Annotated in this window: 8 protein-coding genes; 4 read left to right on the top strand and 4 right to left on the bottom strand. The window is 66.6% G+C overall.

What is annotated here, in order from left to right:
* The 4 genes from urtB to urtE all read left to right on the top strand — a co-directional run.
* A partial coding sequence (gene urtB / locus VLK61_RS14210; RefSeq protein ID WP_325422259.1) for an urea ABC transporter permease subunit UrtB occupies positions 1-1408 on the top strand: 1408 nt, incomplete at its 5' end.
* Positions 1409-1413: 5 nt separating this feature from the next.
* Positions 1414-2535 carry an urea ABC transporter permease subunit UrtC gene (gene urtC, locus VLK61_RS14205; protein ID WP_226467110.1) on the top strand — a complete coding sequence of 374 codons (1122 nt, stop codon included), beginning with the start codon at positions 1414-1416 and terminating at the stop codon, positions 2533-2535.
* Positions 2532-3407 (top strand): urea ABC transporter ATP-binding protein UrtD, encoded by an 876-nt coding sequence (gene urtD, locus VLK61_RS14200; protein WP_325422254.1) that lies wholly within the window; start codon positions 2532-2534, stop codon positions 3405-3407. The genes urtC and urtD overlap by 4 nt, the downstream gene beginning before the upstream one ends.
* Positions 3408-3432: 25 nt before the next feature.
* A complete protein-coding gene (urtE, locus tag VLK61_RS14195) occupies positions 3433-4125 on the top strand; it encodes an urea ABC transporter ATP-binding subunit UrtE (RefSeq protein WP_325422265.1) in 693 nt (230 codons plus the stop codon).
* Between the two features lie 130 nt (positions 4126-4255).
* On the opposite strand, the gene VLK61_RS14190 is transcribed toward urtE, so the two are convergent.
* The 4 genes from VLK61_RS14190 to VLK61_RS14175 all read right to left on the bottom strand — a co-directional run bounded on the left by VLK61_RS14190 (position 4256) and on the right by VLK61_RS14175 (position 8421).
* On the bottom strand, positions 4256-5947 hold the full coding sequence (locus VLK61_RS14190) for a response regulator (protein WP_325422252.1): 1692 nt from the start codon (positions 5945-5947) through the stop codon (positions 4256-4258).
* Positions 5948-6056: 109 nt separating this feature from the next.
* Entirely contained in the window at positions 6057-6887 is an 831-nt protein-coding gene (locus VLK61_RS14185; protein WP_325422250.1) for an urease accessory protein UreD, read from the bottom strand.
* Between the two features lie 181 nt (positions 6888-7068).
* Positions 7069-7542, bottom strand: coding sequence for a nucleoside deaminase (locus VLK61_RS14180; protein ID WP_210826957.1), 474 nt, complete (start codon positions 7540-7542; stop codon positions 7069-7071).
* A gap of 117 nt (positions 7543-7659) precedes the next feature.
* A complete protein-coding gene (locus tag VLK61_RS14175; RefSeq protein WP_210826955.1) occupies positions 7660-8421 on the bottom strand; it encodes an ABC transporter permease in 762 nt (253 codons plus the stop codon).
* Positions 8422-8545 lie beyond the last annotated feature (124 nt).

Here is an 8545-nt window from a genome sequence, read left to right as displayed (position 1 = left end):
CGATGAGGCCGTGCGCGTGCAGGGCACGCAGGTGCTGATCGTGCGCGATGAAACAGCGACTGACGCGGTCACCGGCGAAGCCGTGGCGCTCACCGATGAAGCGCAGGACGTGACCATCAACAACCGCATGCGCGGCGCGCTGGAAACCGCGCTCGCTGGCATGCAGCTCGTGGGCGGCGACCCCGAGCGCCAGCGCGAAGCGGCGCTGAGCCTGCAACGCGGCAGTTTTGATGAACCCGATGTGGCCCAGCTGCCGCTGATCGAACGCGCGCTGGCGGCGCAGCTCGACCCCAAGGCCCGCCAGACACTGGAGATGGCGCAGGCCGCCGTGCTGCTGGCGAGTGAAGACGAAGCGCAGCGCCTGGCCGCCGCGCAGAAGCTGGGCGAAACGCTGCAGCCCGAGGTGCGCCCCCTGTTGCTGCAGCGCCTGGAAACCGAAACCAGCCCGGCCGTGAAGGGAGCCCTGCAGGCCGCGCTCTCGGCGCTGGACCGCACGCTCGCCGTCGGCAATGCGCTGGCGCAGGCCTTCACCGGCATCAGCCTGGGCAGCATCCTGCTGCTGGCCGCGCTCGGCCTGGCCATCACCTATGGCCTCATGGGCGTGATCAACATGGCCCACGGCGAGCTGATCATGATCGGTGCCTACGCCACCTGGGGTGTGCAGGCGCTGTTCCGCAACTACCTGCCGGGCGTGTTCGACTGGTACCTGCTGGCCGCGCTGCCGGTCGCCTTCATGGCCTCGGCCCTGGTCGGCGCGGCGATGGAGCGCACCGTGATCCGCTTCCTCTACGGTCGACCACTGGAAACGCTGCTCGCCACCTGGGGCATCTCGCTGGTGCTGATGCAGGGTGTGCGCAGCCTGTTCGGCGCGCAGAACGTGGGGGTTGAAAACCCGAGCTGGATGAGCGGTGGCGTGACGCTGCTGGGAAACCTCAACCTGCCCTGGAACCGCATCGTCATCATCGGCTTTGCGGCGGCCGTGCTGATCGGCGTGACGCTGCTGATCACCCGCACGCGGCTCGGCCTGTTCGTGCGCGGCGTGACGCAGAACCGGCCCATCGCCAGTTGCATGGGTGTGAACACCGCGCGCATCGACACCTACGCCTTCGCGCTCGGTTCGGGCATCGCCGGCCTGGCGGGCTGCGCACTGAGCCAGATCGGCAACGTCGGACCCGACCTTGGGCAGAACTACATCGTGGACTCGTTCATGGTAGTGGTGCTCGGTGGCGTGGGCCAGCTCGCCGGCACGGTGTACGCCGCGCTGGGCCTGGGCCTGCTCAACAAGTTCATCGAAGGCTGGGCGGGCGCCGTGCTGGCCAAGATCGCGGTGCTGGTCTTCATCATCGTCTTCATCCAGAAGCGGCCGCAGGGGATCTTTGCCATGAAGGGCCGGAGTGCCGAAGCATGACCAACATGACCACACCCCCCGTTCCCGCGTCCGTCACGCTGCCGCACGCCGGCCCGCTGCTCACCCGCACCGGCTGGAGCGCCTTCGTCGTGGCCCTGCTGGTGGTCTGCGCCGTGGCGCCGCTGCTCAACCTGTTCGTGCCCGAAGGCAGCGCCTTCCACCTGAGCGACTACATGGTGGGCCTGCTGGGCAAGATCATGTGTTACGCCATCTGCGCGCTGGCCATGGACCTGATCTGGGGCTACACCGGCATCCTGAGCCTGGGCCACGGCCTGTTCTTTGCGCTCGGCGGCTACGTGATGGGCATGTACCTCATGCGCCAGATCGGCACCGACGGCAACTACAAGAGCGAGCTGCCCGACTTCATGGTCTTCCTGGACTGGAAGGAGTTGCCCTGGCACTGGGCGCTGTCCGACAGCTTCATCGCCACGCTGCTGCTGATCGTGCTCGTCCCCGGTCTGGTGGCCTTCGTGTTCGGCTACTTCGCCTTCCGCTCGCGCATCAAGGGTGTGTATTTCTCCATCATCACGCAGGCCCTCACCTTCGCCGCGCTGCTGCTGTTCTTCCGCAACGAGACCGGCCTGGGCGGCAACAACGGTTTCACCGATTTCAAGCGCATTCTCGGCATGCCGCTGGCCACGCAGAACATGCGCATGACGCTGTTCGTGCTCACCGGCCTCACGCTGCTGGGCTTCTTCCTGTGGGCGCGCTGGCTGGTCAACAGCAAGTTCGGCCGCGTGCTGCAGGCCGTGCGCGACGCCGAGAGCCGCGTCATGTTCTGCGGCTACAACCCGCTGCCCTACAAGCTCACCATCTGGACGATTTCGGCCGTGATGTGCGGCATCGCCGGTGCGCTCTACGTGCCACAAGTCGGCATCATCAACCCCGGTGAAATGAGCACCGCGGCCAGCATCGAGATCGCGGTCTGGGCCGCGGTGGGCGGCCGCGCCACGCTGGTCGGCCCCATCATCGGCGCCTTCATCGTCAACGGCGCCAAAAGCTGGCTCACCGTGACCTTCCCCGAGTTCTGGCTCTACTTCCTGGGCGCGCTGTTCATCGCGGTCACGCTGTGGATGCCGCAGGGCGTGGTGGGGTTGGTGAAGAAAATCCGTGGAGCGAGAGCATGACGCCCGATCTGATGGAAGAAGGCGCGCAGCGCTTTGAAAAACTGCAGACAGCGGGCGTGCTGGGCCGGACCGAATCGGGTGGTCGTGCCGCGGCTTACGGCCGCATCCACACGCCCGGCGAGGTGGACACCACGCACGGCCGCATCCTGTACCTGGAAGACGTGCACGTGAGCTTCGACGGCTTCAAGGCCATCAACGGACTGAGTATGGACATCGCGCCCGGCGAGCTGCGCTGCATCATCGGCCCCAACGGCGCGGGCAAGACGACGATGATGGACATCATCACCGGCAAGACCCGGCCCGACAGCGGCCAGGTGTTTTTCGGCAGCACGATCGACCTGCTGCGCTACCGCGAGCCCGAGATCGCCGCTTTGGGCATCGGCCGCAAGTTCCAGAAGCCCACGGTGTTCGAGCAGCTCAGCGTGTACGAGAACCTGGAACTCGCGCTGGCGACCGACAAGCGCGTGCGCCACAGCATGGTGTTCCGCCCGACGGGCGAAGAGAAGGACCGCCTCGGCGAGGTGCTGACCACCATCCACCTGGCCGACAGCGCGGCGCGTCTGGCGGGCAACCTGAGCCACGGGCAGAAGCAGTGGCTGGAGATCGGCATGCTGCTGATGCAGGACCCGAAGCTCTTGTTGCTCGACGAACCCGTGGCCGGCATGACGGACGAGGAGACGGAGCGCACGGCGCAGCTGTTCCTGACGCTGAAGGGCAAACATTCGCTGATGGTGGTGGAGCACGACATGAGCTTCATCCGCACCATTTCGGAGAAGGTCACGGTGTTGTGTGACGGGTCGGTGCTGGCTGAGGGCACGCTGGATGAGGTGCAGGCGGATGAACGGGTGATTGAGGTCTATTTGGGCCGTTGAGCCACACACGGAGCACACCATGAGCCTGCTAGAAGTCAAACAAGTCAACCAGTACTACGGCGGCAGCCACATCCTGCGCAACGTCAACCTCACCGCCGAACTGGGCCAGGTGACGGTGGTGCTGGGCCGCAACGGCGTGGGCAAGACCACGTTGCTCAAATCGCTCATGGGCCTGGTGCCCATCAAGAGCGGCAGCATCACGCTCGACGGCGTGGCCATCGACAAAGCCACGCCCTACGAACGCGCCCGCATGGGCGTGGGCTTCGTGCCGCAGGGGCGCGAGATCTTTGGCCGCCTCACGGTGCAGGAAAACCTGCAGATGGGTCTGGCCTACAAGAGCGGCGGCACGCCGATCCCGGCCGAGCTGTTCGAGCTGTTCCCGGTGCTCAAGCAGATGCTGGGTCGAAGAGGCGGCGATCTCTCGGGCGGTCAGCAGCAGCAGCTGGCCATCGCGCGCGCGCTGGCCGCCGGCCCCAAGCTGCTGATCCTCGACGAACCCACCGAAGGCATCCAGCCCAACATCATCAAGGACATCGGCAAGGTGATCCGCATGCTGGCCGACCGCGGCAACATGGGCATCGTGCTGGTGGAGCAGTACTACGACTTCGCCGAAGAGCTGGCCGACCAGTACGTGGTGATGGAGCGCGGCGAAGTCATCGCCAGCGGTCCTGGCAGCGAGATGCAGGCCAAGGGCGTGCGCCAGCTCGTTGCCATTTGATGGTTCGATGTCTAGCCGGAGCGCGTGCCTGAACCGGGAACAGCGTGGAACCGGCTTCGCCGGGCCGCTGCTGTTGCCCCTTGAGGGGCGGAGCGGCTACACGCAGTGAGCCGCGATGGGGTGGGCATGTCTACCCGGTGGCATTGACTTTCGCCAGCAGACCTTCGGTTTTCGGCGGCGGCTTGTAGCCCGCTGGCAGCGACATGCCGCCCGCCGCCCGGCCCGTGGCCGCCTGTTCGCCCAGGCCCGCGTGGATGTCGGTCGTGCGGTAGCGCTCACGCAGTGTCTGGGCCCGCTGCTTGAGCCCAACATGGTCCGCGATGCGGCCTTCGTAGCGCAGCAGCACCAGATGGGCCGACTCGATGAGCTTGGCGTTCAGCGTGCGCTCGCCGTCGGCCAGCAGGTGTTCCACCGCGCTTTGCGGGTCGCCCTTGAGGCTGAGTGACATGGCTTCTTCGGTGAGCTTGAGGATGTCCCCGTGGGCGGCCCGGATCCGGTTGATGAAATCCGTCCGCCCGGTGGCCGCGCAGGCCAGCAATTCGGTGAGCGCGCGGCTGGTGCAGAACCGCAGGCCCATGGTGTCCACCGCGGCATCCACTTCATAGAGCTGGATCGAGCGGTTCGCCAGCCGGGTCATGAGGGCGAGCAGGTTGCTGGCGGACTCGAAATCGAACCCGGGTTCGAGGATGGTCTTGGCCATGCGCCGGACTTCATCGAGTGCGCGGGCGGTCTGGTATTCCTGGATGGCCACCAGGGCATGTGCGACGTCGAGCAGTCGGGGGATCCGGGGCTTGTCCGGGTTGCGGTCGCGCAGGCGTTCCAGATGTTCGACGCAGCGCAGCAGGCGCCGCTGGTCGTTGTCGTCCAGGCGCGCAAAGGCGAGCAACACCAGGGCCTGCGGGTCGAACAGCTTGGAGTCCAGGCCGATGCGGGTGGCCCTGTCGAGCAGCTCGATCCCCTCTTCGCGTTCACCGGCGTACCAAGCCATCATGCCGTGCTTGAGCAGGCGGTTGACCGACGCGGGCGTCAGCTTGGTGGACATCTTGAAAGTGGCCAGCGCGTTCTGGAAATTGCCGAGCTCGAACTGCGCGCGCCCCATCACGTCGTAGGCATCGGTGTAGCCCGGATCGGTCTCGATCAGGCTCTCCAGGGTGGTGGTGGCGCGTTGCGGGTAGCCGGCTTCGAGCTGCGCGCGCGCCACGCCGAGCTTGGCCCAGGGCAGGGTCTTGGCCTCGACCACGGCTTCGTAGAGTTGCTGGGCCTCGCTCAGGTGGCCGCTGCGCAGCATGAGCTCGGCACCAATGCGCGCGGCATACAGCCAGAAGGGTTTGCGCGATTCGAACCGCTGTTTGCAGAGCTGACCCGCCAGTTCGAAGTCTTCGGCCTCGATCGCTGTGAAGATGTCCTTGAGCGCCATCTTGCGCTTGCGCGCCTGGTAGATGCGTTTGACCAGGCCCATGGCGGTGTGGGGTTTGAGCAGGTAGGCGTCGAGCGCCGACTCGGCCGCCTCGGCGACCTTGCTGTAGGACGACTCCGACGTCACCATCACGAACACGGTGAAGAAGGGCAGCAGCTGGTTGCGCCGCAGGTCGTCGAGCAGGTCCTGGCCCGTCAACTCCTCGCGCTCGAAATAGTGTTCGCAGATGACGACGTCGAAGGTGCCCATCTCCAGCTTGGTGCGGGCATCCACCAGCCTGGAGCATTGCACGATGGTGCCGACGCCGAACTCCTTGAGTTGCGACACCAGGATCGAGCGCGAGCGCGGGTTGCCATCAATGACCAGGGCACGCGCATCGTGGAGATCGGTGTGGTGGGCGGGCATGGACGGAGGGCGGGCGTGGATGGGCGTGTGCGGACGAGGTCTTGGTGCATTGTGCCCAGCCTCGGGCGCGCGCAATCGCCGGAATTACCCGACCATGCGGGTGTTTTTCTCAGACCCGCCAGATGCGCGGCGGGGTGCCGTCCAGGCCCCAGGCGAGCGGACGCAGGGCGGCCCAGACCTGTTGCAAGGTCGCCATCAGGGGCTCTACCAGGGGTGCCACGGCGCGCACCACCAGCAGTTGCGGGTTGGGGCAGGTGGCTCCGGCCCGCACGCCCGGGGGTGCGGTGTCGAGCACGGCGCGCACCCCGTCGAGCAGTTGCTCGCGGCGTTCGCGGCTGAACGGCGTGCCGCTGGCCAGCCACAGGGTGCCCAGGCAGCGCTGACCGCCCAGGCCCAGCGGCGATTCGAGCAGGCGGGTGTCGGCCGCGTCGATGCGGGCCTGCTCCAGCCAGAGGCCGGGGATCTCCAGCCGCTGGTTGAAGCGGCCCTGGTCAAACGCCTGGCCGGCGGTGGGCAGGCCGAGCGCCGTGACATCCCAGGCCAGCAGTTCGGCGCCCTCGGCGAGCGTGGCTCTCAGGCTGTTGTGGGCCTGGCAGCCGGGGTAGGCGATGGCTTCCAGCGGCAGCCATTCGAGCCGGGCGCCGGCGTCCAGCACGAGCTTCACCTGCTGGGTGGTGGGCAGGCCGTCGGAGGCGTAGAAGCGCGTGGCGCCCGGGGTGCTGATGAGGCCGTGGGCACCGCGGCCCACGTGCACCTGCACATCCAGCACATCGCCACCCACGAGCCCGCCGGGCGGGTGGATGATGACGTTGTGGCAGATCGCGTCGCCTTCGGGGTAGAGGCTCTTGAAGATGCGCAGCGGGCCGTTGTGTTCGTGGCGGAGCACGGTGCGCTGGGCGTCGAGGCGGTAGTCGAGCAAGAGTTGGGCGTGCCAGGGCATAGCGTGAGTTTAGGTTCACGGTGGGGCCCCCCCGCGCCGCTTCGCGTCACCCCCCCCAGGGGGGGCGGCACTGGCCGTCCAGCGAAGCCGGCCCGGCGGTGCCCCGGGGGGGGCTTCCCCGCTTCTTGTTGGTGTGATGGGCCGTACCGTCAAGGCTCGGGATGACTTGGGCTCTGTGACTCTATGACTTCCAGAAGTCTCGGTGCGGTGCCAGCAGCTCGGTTTCCAGTTCGGCGACCGGACCGATCACTTCGATGGCCTTCTGCCCGCGCGCGATGACCTCGCGGCAGGGGAGCGACAGCGTGGGGTTTTCTGCGTGGCTGCCGGTGAGCGCGAGCAGGGCTTCTTCGCTGGCGCCGTAGACGATGCGTCCGATGTTGGCCCAGTAAGCGGTGCCGGTGCACATGGCGCAGGGCTCGAAGGTGGTCACCAGCGTGCAGCGCGCGAGGTATTCCCCTGGCCAATTGTCCGCCGCCGTGCGCGCGAGTGTGGACTCGGCGTGGTTCACGGTGTCGATGTTGCCCTGCTCGGCCAGCACCGTCTCGCCGTCCGGTGCGACCAGCAAGGCGCCGAAAGGGTGGCGACCCATGCTGGCGGCACGCAGCGCCACCTCGTTGGCGCGCCGCAGATGACGTAAAACTTGATCTTGGTTCATGTAGGGACCCAACTCGGCGGAGGGAGGGGCAGTTTGACAGGACACCGCGGAACCGGCTTTGCCGGGCCGCCAGTGTCGCCCCCTGGGGGGTGGCGCCGCAGGCGACGCGGGGGGAGCCTATTCAGCCCTTCTGTGTGCCCAGCCCGTGGTGTGTTTTTCCACGAAGCTGAACAGCTCGTACATCGCCATCGCCATCGCACCCACCACCAGCAGGCCACTGAAGGCCAGGCCCATCTGCATGGAACTGCCGGCCGAGATCAGCAGGTAGCCGATGCCTTCGTTCGATGCTGTCATCTCCGACACCGTGGTGCCCACAAAGGCCAACGTGATCGCGACCTTGAGCGAGCCGAAGAAATAAGGCATGGAGCGCGGCAGACCGACTTTGGTCAGCACGTCCCAGCGCTTGGCGCCCAGCACGCGCAACACGTCTTCCAGCTCGGGCTCCAGGGTGGCCAGGCCGGTGGCGATGTTGACCATGATGGGGAAGAAGCTGATCAGGAAGGCGGTCAGGATGGCCGGGCCGACGCCGATGCCGAACCAGACCACGAGGATGGGCACGAAGGCCGCCTTGGGCAGGGCGTTGAAGGCCGTCATGAGCGGGTACACCGCGGCGTAGGCCAGGCGCGAGCTGCCGATCAGAAAGCCCAGCAACACACCGACCACGATGGCGATGCCAAAGCCCGCCATCGTCACCCAGTAGGTGCGCCAGGCGTGGCCCAGGATGGTGACCTTGTGCTCCAGCGTCTGCTCCCAGATGCGCGAGGGGCTGGGGAAGATGAATTCCGAGACGCCGAAGCCGCTGGTGATCACTTCCCAGACCACGATGATGGCGATCAGCAGCAGAAAGGGCGACCAGCGTTCGACTTGTTTCTTGTTCATAGGGAGAACTCCAGAGCGAAAAGAGAAAATTCAACGAGCGAGGTGCCTTCAGCCAAGAACACCGCGGAACTGGCTTTGCCAGGCCGCAGGTGTTGCCCCTTGAGGGGCGGAGCGGCTACGCGCA

The sequence above is a fragment of the Aquabacterium sp. genome, from assembly GCF_035476535.1.
Taxonomy (GTDB): Bacteria; Pseudomonadota; Gammaproteobacteria; order Burkholderiales; family Burkholderiaceae_C; genus Pseudaquabacterium.
Note: the sequence above shows the minus strand (reverse complement) of the source record. Positions and strands in the feature narration are given on the sequence as shown.

What these genes read in the sequence shown, in the direction of transcription:
- urtC (WP_226467110.1), top strand. Translation starts at nt 1,414, where the DNA reads ATGACCACACCCCCCGTTCCCGCGTCCGTCACGCTGCCGCACGCCGGC.
- urtD (WP_325422254.1), top strand. Translation starts at nt 2,532, where the DNA reads ATGACGCCCGATCTGATGGAAGAAGGCGCGCAGCGCTTTGAAAAACTG.
- VLK61_RS14190 (WP_325422252.1), bottom strand. Translation starts at nt 5,947, where the DNA reads ATGCCCGCCCACCACACCGATCTCCACGATGCGCGTGCCCTGGTCATT.
- VLK61_RS14185 (WP_325422250.1), bottom strand. Translation starts at nt 6,887, where the DNA reads ATGCCCTGGCACGCCCAACTCTTGCTCGACTACCGCCTCGACGCCCAG.
- VLK61_RS14180 (WP_210826957.1), bottom strand. Translation starts at nt 7,542, where the DNA reads ATGAACCAAGATCAAGTTTTACGTCATCTGCGGCGCGCCAACGAGGTG.
- VLK61_RS14175 (WP_210826955.1), bottom strand. Translation starts at nt 8,421, where the DNA reads ATGAACAAGAAACAAGTCGAACGCTGGTCGCCCTTTCTGCTGCTGATC.